The organism is Achromobacter xylosoxidans A8 (genome assembly GCF_000165835.1).
GTDB classification, from domain to species: Bacteria; Pseudomonadota; Gammaproteobacteria; order Burkholderiales; family Burkholderiaceae_B; genus Achromobacter; species Achromobacter xylosoxidans_B.
In genome coordinates this window covers 4,965,906-4,980,169 of record NC_014640.1, presented here as the reverse complement: position 1 = coordinate 4,980,169, position 14,264 = coordinate 4,965,906, and the positions used below count along the sequence as shown (strand labels likewise).

13 protein-coding genes and 1 pseudogene are annotated in these 14,264 nt (G+C 66.8%); 11 read left to right on the top strand and 3 right to left on the bottom strand.

The window, feature by feature from the left end:
* Nucleotides 1-62: 62 nt before the first annotated feature.
* On the bottom strand, nt 63-935 hold the full coding sequence (locus AXYL_RS23105; RefSeq protein WP_013395287.1) for an NAD(P)-dependent oxidoreductase: 873 nt from the start codon (nt 933-935) through the stop codon (nt 63-65).
* A 216-nt stretch (nt 936-1,151) separates the two neighbouring features.
* On the opposite strand from AXYL_RS23105, the gene AXYL_RS23100 reads away from it, so the two are divergent.
* The 8 genes and pseudogenes from AXYL_RS23100 to AXYL_RS23070 all read left to right on the top strand — a co-directional run bounded on the left by AXYL_RS23100 (nt 1,152) and on the right by AXYL_RS23070 (nt 8,991).
* Nucleotides 1,152-1,541: a Zn-ribbon domain-containing OB-fold protein gene (locus AXYL_RS23100; protein WP_013395286.1), complete on the top strand. Its 390-nt coding sequence runs from the start codon at nt 1,152-1,154 to the stop codon at nt 1,539-1,541.
* Nucleotides 1,538-2,698: a thiolase gene (locus AXYL_RS23095; RefSeq protein WP_013395285.1), complete on the top strand. Its 1,161-nt coding sequence runs from the start codon at nt 1,538-1,540 to the stop codon at nt 2,696-2,698. The genes AXYL_RS23100 and AXYL_RS23095 overlap by 4 nt, the downstream gene beginning before the upstream one ends.
* 8 nt (nt 2,699-2,706) lie before the next feature.
* Nucleotides 2,707-3,396 (top strand): 3-oxoacid CoA-transferase subunit A, encoded by a 690-nt coding sequence (locus AXYL_RS23090; RefSeq protein WP_041655929.1) that lies wholly within the window; start codon nt 2,707-2,709, stop codon nt 3,394-3,396.
* On the top strand, nt 3,393-4,055 hold the full coding sequence (locus AXYL_RS23085) for a 3-oxoacid CoA-transferase subunit B (protein WP_013395283.1): 663 nt from the start codon (nt 3,393-3,395) through the stop codon (nt 4,053-4,055). The genes AXYL_RS23090 and AXYL_RS23085 overlap by 4 nt, the downstream gene beginning before the upstream one ends.
* A pseudogene (locus AXYL_RS35350) lies at nt 4,045-5,232 on the top strand (acyl-CoA dehydrogenase family protein); the annotation flags it as partial. The gene AXYL_RS23085 and the pseudogene AXYL_RS35350, both read left to right, overlap by 11 nt.
* On the top strand, nt 5,227-6,342 hold the full coding sequence (locus AXYL_RS35345; protein WP_237710048.1) for an acyl-CoA dehydrogenase family protein: 1,116 nt from the start codon (nt 5,227-5,229) through the stop codon (nt 6,340-6,342). The pseudogene AXYL_RS35350 and the gene AXYL_RS35345, both read left to right, overlap by 6 nt.
* A 25-nt stretch (nt 6,343-6,367) precedes the next feature.
* Nucleotides 6,368-8,470 (top strand): 3-hydroxyacyl-CoA dehydrogenase NAD-binding domain-containing protein, encoded by a 2,103-nt coding sequence (locus tag AXYL_RS23075; RefSeq protein WP_013395281.1) that lies wholly within the window; start codon nt 6,368-6,370, stop codon nt 8,468-8,470.
* Nucleotides 8,471-8,562: 92 nt separating this feature from the next.
* Nucleotides 8,563-8,991 carry a PaaI family thioesterase gene (locus tag AXYL_RS23070; protein WP_013395280.1) on the top strand — a complete coding sequence of 143 codons (429 nt, stop codon included), beginning with the start codon at nt 8,563-8,565 and terminating at the stop codon, nt 8,989-8,991.
* A 79-nt stretch (nt 8,992-9,070) separates the two neighbouring features.
* Here AXYL_RS23070 and AXYL_RS23065 read toward each other — a convergent pair whose 3' ends face one another.
* A complete protein-coding gene (locus tag AXYL_RS23065) occupies nt 9,071-10,045 on the bottom strand; it encodes a Bug family tripartite tricarboxylate transporter substrate binding protein (protein WP_013395279.1) in 975 nt (324 codons plus the stop codon).
* 257 nt (nt 10,046-10,302) lie between these two features.
* On the opposite strand from AXYL_RS23065, the gene AXYL_RS23060 reads away from it, so the two are divergent.
* From AXYL_RS23060 to AXYL_RS23050, 3 genes are read left to right on the top strand one after another with little or no spacing between them, the layout of a single operon-like run.
* The gene (locus AXYL_RS23060; RefSeq protein WP_013395278.1) at nt 10,303-11,484 is read left to right on the top strand and encodes a CaiB/BaiF CoA transferase family protein; all 1,182 of its coding nucleotides are present in this window, start codon (nt 10,303-10,305) and stop codon (nt 11,482-11,484) included.
* Between the two features lie 22 nt (nt 11,485-11,506).
* Entirely contained in the window at nt 11,507-12,475 is a 969-nt protein-coding gene (locus AXYL_RS23055) for a Bug family tripartite tricarboxylate transporter substrate binding protein (RefSeq protein WP_013395277.1), read from the top strand.
* A gap of 12 nt (nt 12,476-12,487) precedes the next feature.
* Nucleotides 12,488-13,279, top strand: coding sequence for an enoyl-CoA hydratase (locus tag AXYL_RS23050; RefSeq protein ID WP_013395276.1), 792 nt, complete (start codon nt 12,488-12,490; stop codon nt 13,277-13,279).
* Nucleotides 13,280-13,322: 43 nt separating this feature from the next.
* On the opposite strand, the gene AXYL_RS23045 is transcribed toward AXYL_RS23050, so the two are convergent.
* On the bottom strand, nt 13,323-14,237 hold the full coding sequence (locus tag AXYL_RS23045; RefSeq protein WP_013395275.1) for a LysR family transcriptional regulator: 915 nt from the start codon (nt 14,235-14,237) through the stop codon (nt 13,323-13,325).
* Nucleotides 14,238-14,264: the final 27 nt, after the last annotated feature.

The window sequence follows — 14,264 nt, the reverse complement described above, 5'->3', positions numbered from 1 at the left end:
ATGCCGCCCGCAGTGTCGCCATCGCGTCCGCGGCAACGGAGGCGATGGCAGGGTAGAACTTCCTAGCGGTCCTTCAGCAGCGACACCAGTTCCGGCACGTAGCGGTCGCCGCCGCCTTGCGTGACGGCCTGGTCGAAGGTGTGCTGCACGGCAGCGCCGATTTCGCGCACCGCGCCCGTTTCCGCAGCCATGGTGTTGTAGTAGGACAGGTCCTTCTGCGCGTTCGACATGAAGAACCGCAGCGAGGACGGATCCTGTTCCAGCAGGTACGGCTTGATGCGTTCCAGCGCCACGCCGCCGCCGCCGCCCTTGGCCAGCACGTCGGCGAACACCGCCGGGTCGATGTCCGCGCGCAGGGCGCAAGCCGCGGCTTCCGACAGCAGGGCGACCACGCCCAGCGACACGTAGTTGTGCAGCAGCTTCATGCGATGCCCGGCGCCGATGGGGCCGGCATGCGTGATGTTCTCGGCGAAGCAGGCCAGCAGCGGCTTGCATTCCTCGAACAGCGCGGCATCGCCGCCCACCAGCAGGTTGAGCCGGCCTTCGGCGGCTTCCTTGGGGGTGCGCGTCATCGGCGCGTCCAGGAAGCGGCCGCCGCATTCCGCCACGGCCTGCGCGACCTTCACGGTGGACGAGGGAATCGCCGTTGAGCAATCGATGATGACCGTACCCGGCCGCAGGCCCGCCAGCACGCCGCCTTCGGATAGCAGCACCGCCTCGACCTGCGGGCTGCCGGTGACGCAGAGGATGATCACGTCAGACTGGGCCGCCAGCGTGGCGCCATCGGCCACGCTGGCCGCGCCCGCGGCCTTCAGCGCGTCCAGCGGCTGGTTGCCCGGATGCTCCAGCACCGTCAGCGCATGTCCGTGCTTGACCAGATTGCTTGCGATGCCATGGCCCATGAGGCCGATACCAACCATGCCGACTTTTGCCATCTTCCACTGCTCCTGCCATGTAGGGGTTTGTTATGGCGTAAATCTTACTCTGACTTGCGGGCGGCGCCGGCGCGCTTCGAATATGCCGAAAGTAGCCTTCGAATCTTTCGGATGGTAAGGGGCGGGAGCCATTCCTAAAATCGATCCACTTCTGCCGGCCATGCCTGGCGCGGATCGAACTACAACGGAGACAACCGCCCGCAGGCGGATACATCAATGCCGCAAACCGCAAACGAGCCGGCGCCCAGCGCCGAGCGCCATTACTTCGAGCAGCTCGCGCAGGGCCGCTTCGTCATTCCCCTATGCCAGGCCTGCGCCAGGCATCATTTCTATCCCAGGGTAGTCTGCCCGCATTGCGGTTCCGACGCCCTGCGTTGGGTGGAACCCAGCGGCGACGGCGTGGTGTATTCCACCACCGTGGTTCGCAACAAGGGCGGCGACTACACCGTGTGCCTGGTGGATCTGGACGAAGGTCCGCGCCTGATGAGCCGCGTGGTCGACATGCCGGTGGAAGCGGTGGCTATCGGCCTGCGGGTCCGCGCCAGGGTCGATGCCGTGGAGGGCGCGCCGCTGCTGGTGTTCGTCGGACAGGAGGAGCGGCCATGACTAGAAGCTATCGCGGCGCGATCGCCGTCCTGGGCACCGGCATGGCCGGCCTGGGCGACTGCCAAGGCCGTTCCGAACAGGAAATCATCGCCCAGGCCTCCCACCGCGCGGTGGCTGCCAGCGGCCTGAGGATGCAGGATATCGACGGCATCATCACCTCGAGCCTGACCTCGCCATGGTGGGTGATGCGGATGGCGGAGTACCTGGGCATCCGGCCTCGCTTTTCAGACAGCACCATGTTCGGGGGATCGTCGTTCATCGCCGACCTGAAGGTCGCGGCCATGGCGATCGAGGCCGGCCAGTGCGAGCATGTGCTGATCTGCTACGGCGCCAATCCGCGCAGCGCGCCCAGCAGCACGCAGATCAATCAGATGCGGGCGGCGCTGGACCCGCAGCCCTACGAGCATCCCTACAAGCCGTTCAATCCGGTATCCAGCTACGCGCTGGCCGCCGCGCGCCACATGCACCAATATGGCACCACGCGGCGCCAGTTGGCCGAGGTTGCGGTGGCGGCGCGCAAATGGGCGCAACTGAATCCGGATGCCTTTCTGCGCACGCCGCTGACGATCGAAGAGGTGCTGGGCGCCAAGATGATCTCGGACCCCCTGACCGTGCGCGACTGTTGCCTGGTGACCGACGGCGCCGGCGCCTTCGTGGTCACGCGCGCCGAACGGGCCCGCGACCTTCATCCGCGCCCCATCTATGTGCTAGGCGCCGGGCACGCCCACTGGCACCGGCAGATATCGTGCATGCCGGACGTGACCGTCACGCCCGCGGTGGACTCCGGCCGGGCCGCGTTCGCGGAAGCTGGATTGACTCCCGCCGACATCGACCTGGTTGAACTCTACGACGCCTTCACCATCAATCCCATCCTTTTTCTGGAAGACCTGGGATTCTGCGCCAAGGGGGAGGGCGGCGCGTTCATCGGCGGCGGGCGCATCGAGCCGGGCGGCGACCTGCCGATGAACACCAACGGTGGCGGCCTGTCGTTCACGCATCCGGGCATGTACAGCATCTTCCTCGTCATCGAGGCCGTGGCGCAACTGCGCCGCGAGGCAGGGGAACGCCAGGTGCCCAAGGCCGACGTCGCGCTGGTGCACGGCAACGGCGGGGTGCTGTCCAGCCAGGCCACCGCCATTCTTTCCCACTCCCTTTGATGGCCGCCATGATGAACAAGACAGTAGATTGCGCCGCGCAAGCGGTGGGGGATATCCCGGACGGCGCCACCGTTCTGGTCAGCGGTTTCGGCCTGTCCGGCCAACCCGTCGAATTGCTCGATGCGCTGGTGGAGCTGGGCGCGCGTGAGCTGACCGTGGTGTGCAACAACAGCGGCGCCCGCGATAGCGGATTGGCGCGGCTGATCCGGTTGGGCCGCGTGCGCAAGCTGATCGCCTCGTATCCGCGCGGCGCGGAGTCCCAGGCGTTCGAATCGGCCTATGCCGACGGCTTGATCGACTACGAGTGCGTGCCGCAAGGCACGCTGGCCGAGCGCCTGCGGGCGGCAGGTTCGGGCCTGGGCGGATTCTTCACGCCCACCGGCTACGGCACGCTGCTGGCCGAAGGCAAGGAGACACGGATGATCAAAGGCGTGGGGCACGTGTTCGAGGAGCCCCTGCACGCCGACTACGCGCTGGTGAAGGCGTATTGCGCGGATCCCCTGGGCAACCTGATCTACCGCAAGGCGGGACGCAATTTCGGTCCGCTGATGTGCATGGCTGCGGCCACCGCCGTCGTGCAGGTTCATACGCTGGCGCAGGTGGGCGGACTGGATCCGGAGCACATCGTCACGCCCGGCATCTTCGTGCAGCGCGTGCTGCGCATTCGCGACGCCCAATTGACTGGAGCCTTGCAATGATCGAACGATACTCCCGCGAGGACATCGCGCGCCGCGCGGCGGCGGACATCCCTCCCGGCTCCTACGTCAATCTGGGCATCGGCTTGCCCGTCATGGCGCTCGACTACTGGAGGCCGGAGCATGGCGTCATCGTCCATAGCGAGAACGGCATACTCGGCATGCGCGCACGCTCGGAGGCCGATCCGGTCGATCCCGACCTGACCAACGCGGCCAAGCAGAGCATCGCCATGGCCGCGGGCGGCAGCTTCTTCAATCATGCGGATTCCTTCGCCATGATGCGCGGGGGACATCTGGACTACTGCATCCTCGGGGCCTACCAGGTGTCGGAAACCGGCGACCTGGCCAATTGGTCGCTGGGCCAGCCCGGCGTGGCTGCGGCGGTGGGCGGCGCCATGGACCTGGCCGTGGGCGCCAAACGGGTCCACGTGCTGATGGAACACCTTACCCGCGACGGCCGCTCGCGGCTGCGCCGGCTATGCGACCTGCCGTTGACGGGCGCGGCATGCGTGGACCGGGTCTATACCGACCTCGCCACGCTCGACGTCACGCCCGAGGGATTTCTGGTGCGCGACATGGCGCCGGGCCTCACCCGCGTAACCCTGCAGGCGGCGACCGACGCGCCGCTGCGCTTCGCGGAGGATCTGCCCGATGCCGCTTGATTGCTCCCTCGAGGACTTTCGCCGCGAAGTCCGCGCATTCCTGCAAGAACGCCTGCCCGCCGACCTCAGGCGCAAGGTGATGGATCATCAGCGGCTGGACAAGCAGGATTTCCTGCGCTGGCACCGGATCTTGAACGAGCGCGGCTGGGTCGCGCCGAACTGGCCCGCCGAGCATGGCGGGGCCGGCTGGAGCATCGAGCAGCGCAACCTGTTCGACGAGGAGTGCGCCTTGGCGGGCGCGCCCGAAACCGTGCCGTTCGGGCTGCGCATGGTGGCGCCCGTCATCATGGCCTATGGCTCCGCATGGCAGAAAAGCTACTTCCTGCCGCGCATCCTCAGCGGGCAGGACTGGTGGTGCCAGGGCTATTCCGAACCGGGTGCGGGTTCCGACCTTGCTGCGCTGAGTACCCGCGCTCGCCGCGAGGGCGATGTCTTCGTGGTGAACGGGCAGAAAACCTGGACCACCTACGCCCAGTACGCCGACATGATGTTCTGCCTGGCGCGTACCAACCCCGAGGCCAAGGCGCAAGAGGGCATTTCCTTCCTGCTCATCGACATGCGCAGTCCCGGGGTGTCGCTACGGCCGATCCGCACGCTGGACGGCGGAGTAGAGATCAACGAGGTTTTCCTCGATGAGGTCGTGGTGCCTGCCTCGCATCTGGTCGGTGAAATGGACCATGGCTGGACATACGCAAAGTACCTGTTGTCGCACGAGCGTTTCGGCGCCGCCCGCGTGGGCCGCGCCAAGCGCGAACTGGGCCATCTGCAGCGGCTGGCGGCGCAACGCCAGGCGGACGGCCGTCCTTTGGTCGAAGATCCTGTTTTCGCGCAGCGGCTGGCGCAGCTGGAGATCGATACGCTGGCCCTGGAGCAGACCAATCTGCGGCTGATTGCGCGCGACCAGCGCGGCGCAGGGCACGGCGCGGAAGCTTCGATATTGAAGTACCTGGGGTCCACGCTGGCGCAGCGCATCAGCGTAGCGCTGGTCGACACGGCCGGTACGCATGCGCTCGCCTATGACTCAGGTGCGCTGGAGCGTGACTATGCGCGGGGCGCTCCGACAACGGCAGAGGAACTGGAAGCCATGCCCGGCTTCTATCTCAACCTGCGCAAGATTTCGATCTACGGCGGAACGGACGAGGTCCAGAAGAACATCATCGCCAAGCTGGCGTTGGGCGAGGCCGACGACCTGAGCGTAGACCAGCGCACGCTCGATGACGCCGTCGGACGGTACCTTCAGGGGGAGTATCCGTCTCCCGCCGCCCGGCCCGCGTTGCCCGGCGATGCGGACCCCGAAGCTTCGCCGCACTGGCGCGCCTTTGCCGACATGGGGCTGCTGGGCCTGGGGTTGCCGGCATCGGCAGGCGGGATGGATGGCGGGCTCGCGGACTTGTGCGTGGTCATGCAGCGCTTCGGACGTCATCTGGTGGTCGAACCCTACGACGCCAGCGCGCTGCTTTGCGGCCAACTGCTGGCGCGCCTGCCGCAAGGTGAGCGGGTGAGCGCGCTGTTGGCCGAGATCGCGCAAGGCGCCGCGCCGTTGTTGGCTCATGCTGAACCAGATGCGGATTGGCCGATTGACGATCTGAACGTGACCGCTGTGCGCGGAGGCGGCGGCTGGTTACTGAACGGCGTGAAGCGGCGCATACCCTATGGCGCGGGCGCCCGGCAACTGTTGGTCACGGCACGTGACGAATCGGGAACGGCGGTATTTCTGGTCAAAGCCGATGCGCCCGGCCTGGAGCGCCAAGGCGCGCCCGGCCTGGACGGCCGTCCCTACGCGGACATCAGGCTGAAGAACTGCCGCGTCGACAGCGCCGCGCGGCTGGGTCCGGCAGCCGATGCCCTGGCGTTCGCGGCAGACGCCACGCGCGTGGCGCTGTGCGCGGAAGCGCTGGGGGCCATGCAAGCACTGCTGAACGCCACCCGCGACCACGTCGCGGAACGCCGCCAATTCGGCCAATCCATAGGCCGCTTCCAGGCGGTACAGCACAGGTTGGTGGACATGCTGCTGGCGCTGGAGCAGGCGCGTTCGCTGACCTGGCTGGCGGCAGGCGCGGCGCAATCGGACGCGCGCCCATGGGCGCAGCTGGTGTCCGCCGCCAAGGCCAGTTGCGGCGCGGCCGCGCGCTATATCAGCCACCAAAGCATCCAGCTGCATGGGGGCATGGGCATGACCGACGAACTCCCGGTGGGCCACTACGTCAAGCGGCTGCTGGCTATCGAATACACGCTGGGCGACACCCGGCACCATCTCAACCGCTATCAACGGTTGGCGACGGCCTGAGCCGCGCCGCTGAACGAGGTACACCATGAACTTGCCCGCCGCATCGCCGTCCCGCGACCTATCCCCAACCACCCGCTACCTCCTGCAGGAGCGAGTGGCCGTGATCTTTCTTGATAACCCGCCCGTCAACGGCCTGGGCGATACCGTGCGCAGCGGCATCCATGCAGGGTTGGCCCTGGCGCTGGCCGATGAAGGCGTGGACTCCATCGTCATCGCCGGCGCCGGCAAGGCGTTCTGCGGCGGCGCCGATATCCGCCAGTTCAATACGCCGGCCGCCACCGCCAAGCCCATGCTGCGCGACGTCATTGCCGCGATCGAGGCATCCGCCAAGCCGGTGGTGGCCGCGATCCATGGCTTCGCCTTGGGCGGCGGGCTGGAACTGGCTCTGGGATGCCACTACCGCGTCGCGCAGGCGGACTCCAAAATGGGGCTGCCTGAAGTGAACCTCGGCCTGGTGCCAGGCGGCGGCGGTACCCAGCGCCTGCCGCGATTGATAGGCGTGTCGCGCGCGCTCGACATGATTCAGTCCGGCAAGCCCATGGATGCCACGGCGGCCATGGCGGTCGGGTTGGTCGATGCGGTCGCCGAAGGCGATCTGCTGGATTTCGCGCTGTCTTACGCGCGTGAACGTGCCGCACAGGACTCGCATCCGCTTGCTGCGCGCCGCGCCTTGGACGCGGGCGGCGTGGATTTCGCTGCGGCGCGGGCTGGCGTCAATCCCAAGGCGCGCAACGCAATTGCGCAGCGCGCAGTCATCGATTGCCTGGAGGCCGCTACGCGCCAGCCTATCGAGCCGGGGCTGGATGAAGAGCGCCGCCTGTTCGACGCGCTGGTCGAGGGCGATGCCTCCAAAGCGCTGCGCCACCTGTTCTTCGCCGAGAGGGAAGCGCCGCGCGTCACCGGTGGCGGTAGCGCAGGCCGGATCGGCCGCGTCGGCATTCTGGGGGCCGGCACCATGGGCGGCGGCATCGCCATGGCATATGCCAATGCCGGCTACGACGTGACGCTGTACGAGCGCGAGCAGGCGGCACTGGACCGCGGCATGTCCCTGATCCGCAAGAACTACGAAATCACCGCCGCCAAGGGCAAGCTCGATGCCGCTGGCGTCGAGGCCCGGATGGCGCGCATTGCTCCCAGCCTGGACATGCAGGACCTGGCGCAGGCGGATCTAGTGATCGAAGCCGTGTTCGAAGACATGGCGGTCAAACAGGCCGTCTTCCGGCAACTGGATGCGGTGTGCAAGCCCGGTGCGATCCTGGCCACCAATACCTCGCGCCTGAACATCGACGAGATAGCGACCTGCACGGCGCGCCCCGAGGCGGTGATAGGCCTGCATTTCTTCAGTCCGGCCAACGTCATGAAGCTGCTTGAAGTGGTGCGCGGCGCGCGCACCGGCGCCGACGTCATTGCGACCTGCATGGCGGTTGCGCAGCAAATCGGCAAGATTCCGGTGCTGGTCGGGGTATGCGAAGGCTTCGTCGGCAATCGCATGCTGACGGGATACTGGCGCGAGGCGGGCTTTCTGCTGGAAGAAGGGGCCAGCCCGCAGCAGATCGATGGCGCGCTTACGCGCTTCGGCATGGCCATGGGGCCGTTGGCCATGGCCGACCTGGCGGGCATGGACATCAACTGGGCCACGCGCAAGCGGCTGGCGCCCACCCGTCCCGCGCATCTGCGCTATTCCAAGGTTGCGGACCGCATCTGCGAACTGGGCCGCTTTGGCCAGAAGACCCAGGCAGGGTATTACCGCTACGAGCCGGGCAGCCGCCAGCCGCTGCCGGATCCCGTGGTGGACGGCATCATCGAGACATGCGCGCGCGAGGCCGGCATCGCGCGGCGGCCGGTCAGCGATGAGGAAATCGTCGAGCGCTGCATGCTGGCGCTGGCCAACGAAGGGGCCCGCATCATCGAGGAAGGCATCGCGCAGCGCGCCTCGGACGTGGATGTGGTTTATGTCCACGGCTACGGCTTTCCGGGCGCGCGTGGCGGCCCCATGTTCTATGCCCAGACCCTGGGGCTGGCCGAGACGCTGGAGAAAATCCGGGAATTGCAGCGCGCCCATGGCGAACATTGGACGCCCGCGCCGCTGCTCGAGCGGCTGGTGAAAGAGGGCAGGACCGCATTCTGACGCGTCCGCGCCATGGCCACGGCCGCGCCCGGCGTCATGCCGGCCGCGGCCTTCTTTGCGATACTGTATTCCCCCAGACATAAATCCCAGCCATGACAGACTCCATACCTTCCGGTTTTGCGCCCTGGCGCCCGAGCAGTCCCTTCATGGCGCATCTTGCCGAACTGGGCGCGCTGTACAAGCGCGACAGCGACAATGTGCTCGCGTTGCGCCTGGGCCTGGCCCACACCAATATGCATGCCATTGCCCACGGCGGATTGCTGGCTACCCTGGCCGACAGCGCGCTGGGGCATACCATCGCCACTCAGGCGCAGGTGTCGGTTGTCACCGTGCAGATGTCGGTGGAGTACATGAACCCCGTCAAGCCCGGCGACTGGCTCGAGGCACACGTCCAGATCGACAAGCAGGGCAAGCGCCTGATCTACGCCACTTGCCTGTTGCAGGTGGAAGGCCGTGTCATGCTCAAGGCCAACGCGGTGTTTGCCGTGCGCGCGGCGTCGGCGCCGGCGTCGGACGGCTAGCGTCCCGTCCCGCAGGTACGGGACGAGACCCTAGCGCCCGCGCCGGCCGCAAGGGCGGCCTGCGTCGCCTCTGCTGTGTCTACTCCACCTTGACGCCAGTGGTCTGAACCACGTTTCGCCATTTGGCGGTTTCGTCCGCGACAAAGCCGCTTACCTGTTTCGGCGTCATCGGGCCTAGCGGCTCGCTGTTCTGTCCGGCCAGGCGCTGAACCATTTCGGGCGAGTTCATGATCTGGTTGGTGGCTTCGTTCAGCTTGGCCACGATGGCCGGGTCGGTGCCGGCCGGCGCGTAGAAGCCGAGCCAGGTGTAGACGTCCAGGCCGGGCGCGCCGGATTCCGCGAAGGTGGGCAGATCCGGGAACAGCTTGCTGCGTTCGGCGCTGGCGACGCCGATGGGACGCAACTGTCCGGACTTGATGAAGGGCGCCACGCTCATCGCGTCCTGTACCGCGACCTTGAGCTCGCCCGAAACGACCGCGTTGGTGGCCGGCGACGCGCCCTTGTAGGGCACGTGTTCCATCGGCACCCCGGTAATCTTCTTCAGCCATTCGCCGCCCAGATGGGTGGATCCGCCGAATCCCGCCGAACCATAGGGCACGCCAGGCTGCGACTTGCCCCAGCTGAGGAACTCGGGGATGGTCTTGACCGGCAGGCCCGCGTTGACCACCACCAGATTCGGCGCGCGGGCGAGAATCGAGATGGGTTCGAAGTCCTTGATCGGGTCATAGCGGACCTTGTCGTTGACCGCCGGGCCGATCACATGCCCAGTGGCGCTGACCAGCAGGGTATAGCCGTCGTTCTTCTGGCGCGCGACCAATTCCGTACCTATCTGTCCGGCAGCGCCCGGCTTGTTCTCGACCACGAAGGTCTGGTTGAAGCGTTTGCCCAGTTCCGCCGACAGCAGGCGGGCGACGATGTCGGTCATGCCGCCGGGGGCGAAGGCCACCACGACGGTGACGGGATGGTCGGGATACGCGGCGTGGGCGGCGCCCGCCGCCAGGCTGCTCGCGAGCAGCGCGCCGAACGCGCCGCGTCGCAGGATATTGCGGATCATGGTTGTCTCCTGGAGTCTTGTCGTCAAGGCGGCGCGACTGCAGCCACGCCTCCGTGCGGCCAGTATGGAGGCGGCCCGCGCATTACTCCATCCGAAATATTCGAACCCAACTTTCGCGGTTTTCTAAAGGACTGTGCCGGTCCGCAGGGCGCGCCGGCGGCTTGAATGGCGACGAACACAGCGTTCGAAACATTCGACTCCTCACCGCGCAAGGCGGCCTGCATACTTTTCCGGATCGCCTGAATCACGGAGAAACTATGCTTCACAATGCCTTGCGCGGCGTCAAAGTCGTGGACCTGTCGCGCATCCTCGCGGGCCCATGGTGCACGCAGAACCTGTCGGACCTCGGTGCGCAAGTCGTCAAGGTGGAGCATCCCGACCGCGGCGACGATACGCGCGGCTGGGGGCCGCCAGACCTGCGGTCCGCGGACGGCAAGGCCTCCATGTCGGCCTATTTCATGGCGTGCAACCGCGGCAAGCAATCCGTCGCCATCGACTTCGCCACCGAGGCTGGGGCCGCCCGCGTGCGCGAACTGGTCGCCGACGCCGACATCCTGGTCGAGAACTACAAGGCCGGAGGCCTGCGCAAGTACGGGCTCGACTATGCCTCGCTGGCTAGCGTCAACCCGCGGCTCATCTACCTGTCCATCACCGGCTATGGCCAGTCCGGTCCCCTGGCGGGCAAGCCGGGATACGACTACGTATTCCAGGGCATGGGAGGACTGATGAGCTACACGGGGCAGCCCGATGGCACGCCCGGCGCGGGGCCGCTGCGCACCGGCGTCGCGGTGGTGGACCTGATGACGGGCATGTACGCCACCTCCGCAGTGCTTGCCGCCTTGCGCCAGCGCGACCAGACCGGACAAGGCATGCCGCTGGATATATGCCTGCTTGACGTCGCGGTGGCGCTCAATGCCAACCAGGGCGCCAATTACCTGGTCTCGGGCGAGGCGCCCAAGCGCAGCGGCAACGCGCATCCGAATTGCGCGCCCTACGAGGTCTTCGCCTGCGCCGACGGCCACCTGATCCTGGCGATAGGCAACGACGGCCAGTTCGCGCGCTTCAGCGGCGTGGCCGGCCATCCCGAATGGGCGGCCGATGCGCGCTACGCGACCAACAGCGCGCGCCTGGCCCACATGGACAGCCTGCGGCCCCTGATCGCCGAAACCTTGGCGGCCGCGGCGCGCAAGCGCTGGACGGACGCCTTCGACGCGGCGGGCGTGCCCTGGGGGCCGATACACACCTTGGACGAGGTCTTCGCGCATCCGCAGGTGTTGCATCGCGGATTGCTGCAGACCGCTACGCATCCCGCGCTGGGAGAGGTGCGCCTGGTGCGCAATCCCATGCTGGCCGGCACCCCCGCCGAAGCGTTGGGGGCGGCGCCGCCGCTGTTGGGCGAACACACGGCAGCGGTGCTGCCGGATCCCGCATTGCAGTAATACCCCCCGAGGAGACAAAACAATGAAACTTTCCCGATTCCGCCTGGCGGCATGCGTCTGCCTGGTCTTGCCGGCCATGGCGGCCGCCGAATATCCCGACCGGCCCATCCGGCTGGTCGTCCCTTATGCCGTGGGAGGCACCACGGACATCATCGCCCGCGTGGTCGGCGGCAAGCTGGGCGAGCAGCTCGGCCAATCCGTGGTGATTGAGAACCGGCCGGGCGCCGGCGGCAGCATCGGTTCGGCCTACGCTGCCAAGCAGCCTGCCGACGGCTATACCCTGGTGATGGCCGTCGAAAGCTCGCATGCGGTCAATCCGAACGTCTACGCCAGGAGCGCCTACGATCCGGTCAAGGACTTCGCGCCCATCAGCAACCTGGCCGACGTGCCCAATGTGCTGGTGGTGAATCCGTCGCTGCCTGCGCAGGACCTGGCGGCGTTTCAACAGTTGCTGAAGGCATCGCCCGACAAATACGCCTTTGGCTCGTCCGGCAACGGCGGCCTGAGCCACATGAACGGAGAACTGTTCCTGAAGACCACCGGGACCCGCATGCTGCACGTTCCCTACAAGGGGCTGGGACCGGCGCTGAATGATCTGGTGGCAGGGCAGGTACAGGTCGTATTCGACAACATCCCGTCTTCCTATCCGCTGATCCAGGCCCAGCGCATCCGCCCGCTGGCCGTGGCGGCCAAGCGCAGGCTCAAGGTATTGCCGGACGTGCCGACCTACGCCGAGGCCGGCTTGCCGGCCATGAACAACCCCTCATGGTTCGGCTTGGCCGCGCCCGCGGGCACGCCGCCAACGGTGCTGGACCGGCTGAACGCGGCCGTGCGGCAGGCGCTGGCCGATCCGGCGACCGCGGACGCCATCGAGAAGCAGGGCGCCGTGCCCAGCCCGATGTCGCGGGACGAGTTCGGCGCGCTGATCGCGCAATCCTACGGCCATTGGAAAACGGTGGTCGAGGACATCAAGTTCGAGAAGATGCAATAACAAGGAGGTTTCATGAGCACCAGATCCCACGTCCTTCCCCATGCCCGAGCCGAGATCGAGGAGTCCGGCATAGCCACCTTGACCATGCTGGACGCCGGCGCACTGAACATCCTGAGCACGCCTGTGATAGACGGCCTGCGGGACGCGCTGGCATGGCTGCGCGCGGATGAGTCGGTCCGCGTGCTGGTGCTGCGCGGCGCCAGCGACCGTGCCTTCGTCGCGGGCGCCGATATCGCGGAAATGGCCGCGCTCGACGAGCCGACGGCGCAGCGCTTCATTTCGAACCTGCGAGACCTTTGCAATGACGTCCGCCATTTCCCGGCGCCCGTCATCGCGCGCATTCCTGGCTGGTGCCTGGGGGGCGGCCTGGAATTCGCCCTGGCTTGCGACCTGCGCATCTGCGCCGATCACGCACAGTTCGGCATGCCCGAGGTGAAGGTGGGCATACCCTCGGTGATCCATGCGGCGCTCATGCCGCGTTTGATCGGCGCCGCCAACAGCGCCTGGATGCTGCTGACGGGCGATCTGATCGATGCGCGGCGCGCGCAGGACTGGGGCCTGGTGAACGCCGCGGTGCCTCAGGCTGAGTTGGACAACGCCGTCCGCAAGCTGGCGGAAGGATTCGCCGCGCTGGGGCCGGCCGTGTTGCGTCAGCAGAAGAAGCTGTTGCGGCGGTGGGAGACCATGCCGGTGGATGAGGCGATCGAGGACAGCGTTGGTGAATTCGCCGTGGCGTTCAACACCGGCGAACCGCAGAAGTTCATGAACGAATTCCTGGAAAACAAGCGCCGCGCCAAAGCCTGATCTGGTCCGGTCCACGCCGGGACGCCTGGCTCCTGACGAAGTGTCAGTCCTGCTCGCGCGTGGCCGCCACGATAGGATCGTCGAGCAGGTACTCCGCGACCTGCTCGACGAAGGGCGAGGGCGGCACCCCCGCCTGAGTGACCAGCGTCAGTTCGCGCAGGGCCCAGGGTTCGCTCAGGGCTACGGCCGCGATCCTCTTTTCGCGCAAGGCGTTGGCGGCCACGCTGCGCGGCACCAGCGACACGCCCACGCCCGCTTCCACCATGGACAGCACCGCGTCGAAAGTATGCACGTGGATGCGTACCTTGGGCGTCTTGCCGGCCAGCTTGGCCATGTCGCACAAGAACACGTAGTTGCTGCTGTTGCGGCTCATGCAGACGAAATCCAGGTCCAGCACCGCAGGGAAGCGTACGGGCGAGCTTTCCACCACAGGGTGGTTCAAGGGGGCGGCAATGATCAGTTCGTCGACCGCATAGCGCATGGCGTTGACGCCGGCGGACTTGGCGCGGCCTGCGAAGATGCCGATGTCGGCTTCCTGGCCGGCGATGGCCGCCTCGATCGTATTGCTGGAGCGCTCTTCAAGCAGGATGTTGACGTTGGGATTGGCCGACAGGAAACGGCTCAGGCTGGGCACGATGAAGCCGTTGAGGGAGCTGCTGTTGGCGAACAGCTTGACGCTGCCCTTCAGGCCGCTGGCGAAGCCGCTGACCTCTCCGTGCATGCGCTCGACCCCGGCCAGCAGCGAGCGCACATGCTTGAGCACGAAGGTCCCTTCCACCGTCAGTTCCATGCCGCGGGCTTCGCGCTTGAACAGCGGCACGCCCATCGCGAACTCCAGGTTCTTCAGCCGGTAGCTGGCCGAGGACGCCGTCAAGTGCACGGCGTTGGCCCCGCCAGACAGGCTTTTTGCCTCGGCGATCGCGAGGAACAGGCGGAGATCGGTAAGTTCGTAGCGCATCGCGCAAGATTACCGTAGTTGTGGCGG

Coding starts and splice junctions, on each gene's coding strand:
- AXYL_RS23105 (WP_013395287.1), bottom strand. CDS start 935: ATGGCAAAAGTCGGCATGGTTGGTATCGGCCTCATGGGCCATGGCATC.
- AXYL_RS23100 (WP_013395286.1), top strand. CDS start 1,152: ATGCCGCAAACCGCAAACGAGCCGGCGCCCAGCGCCGAGCGCCATTAC.
- AXYL_RS23095 (WP_013395285.1), top strand. CDS start 1,538: ATGACTAGAAGCTATCGCGGCGCGATCGCCGTCCTGGGCACCGGCATG.
- AXYL_RS23090 (WP_041655929.1), top strand. CDS start 2,707: ATGATGAACAAGACAGTAGATTGCGCCGCGCAAGCGGTGGGGGATATC.
- AXYL_RS23085 (WP_013395283.1), top strand. CDS start 3,393: ATGATCGAACGATACTCCCGCGAGGACATCGCGCGCCGCGCGGCGGCG.
- AXYL_RS23075 (WP_013395281.1), top strand. CDS start 6,368: ATGAACTTGCCCGCCGCATCGCCGTCCCGCGACCTATCCCCAACCACC.
- AXYL_RS23070 (WP_013395280.1), top strand. CDS start 8,563: ATGACAGACTCCATACCTTCCGGTTTTGCGCCCTGGCGCCCGAGCAGT.
- AXYL_RS23065 (WP_013395279.1), bottom strand. CDS start 10,045: ATGATCCGCAATATCCTGCGACGCGGCGCGTTCGGCGCGCTGCTCGCG.
- AXYL_RS23060 (WP_013395278.1), top strand. CDS start 10,303: ATGCTTCACAATGCCTTGCGCGGCGTCAAAGTCGTGGACCTGTCGCGC.
- AXYL_RS23055 (WP_013395277.1), top strand. CDS start 11,507: ATGAAACTTTCCCGATTCCGCCTGGCGGCATGCGTCTGCCTGGTCTTG.
- AXYL_RS23050 (WP_013395276.1), top strand. CDS start 12,488: ATGAGCACCAGATCCCACGTCCTTCCCCATGCCCGAGCCGAGATCGAG.
- AXYL_RS23045 (WP_013395275.1), bottom strand. CDS start 14,237: ATGCGCTACGAACTTACCGATCTCCGCCTGTTCCTCGCGATCGCCGAG.